Source organism: Marinimicrobium sp. UBA4209 (assembly GCF_002381585.1).
GTDB lineage: Bacteria > Pseudomonadota > Gammaproteobacteria > Pseudomonadales > Cellvibrionaceae > Marinimicrobium > Marinimicrobium koreense.
In genome coordinates, this window is record NZ_DFTP01000095.1 from 33667 (window position 1) to 34276 (window position 610).

Genomic DNA, 610 nt, shown 5'->3' on the forward strand with positions numbered 1-610 from the left:
CCTTACCGAGGGTAATACCATGAGTGACGTAACCAATATCCACAGCTACGGTCGGTCCGATGCCTTAAGCGGCACGGCTCGGTCCGTTTCACCCGGTACCAGCCGGGACGCGGTTGAGGGGGGCAAGAATTTGCCGCCCTCTTCGTCGTCTCAGCCGGTGGTGGAGTTGCAGAGCCCGGCACAGGATCAAACCGCTTTGGCGGAGGATCTGAGCGAGGCGGTAAGCCAGATGAACGATTATCTGCAAGCCAGCCAGCGGGACCTGCGGTTCTCCATTGACGAGGAGTTGGGTGAAACCATTGTGAAGGTGCTGGATCGCGAGACCCAGGAGGTGATTCGGCAGATTCCCAATGAGGTTTTTTTGGATATCGCCCGTAGCCTTCAGCCGGATGAGCCGGTGCACTTTTTCAGTGAACAAGCGTAGTGGACACCAATATTGGTGATCAAGAGGGGCCTTACGGCCCCTTTTTTGCATCTGTAGTTTAAGGGTTTATTATCGGTTAAAGTTTGTGCAAAAGCGGCCGATAGCGTTGTAGGGCACCCGTGTGGTGCCGGTATGTCCCGGTTGTCGGGGCTTTGACGGCGGCTTTGGGTTACGGCGGATGCGCGC

1 protein-coding gene is annotated in these 610 nt (G+C 56.6%); it reads left to right on the plus strand.

The genetic code is table 11. The features are described from left to right. The coding region (locus B3187_RS14145; protein WP_349678205.1) for a flagellar protein FlaG at positions 1-424 on the plus strand (424 nt) is incomplete at its 5' end. Between the last annotated feature and the right edge of the window lie 186 nt (positions 425-610).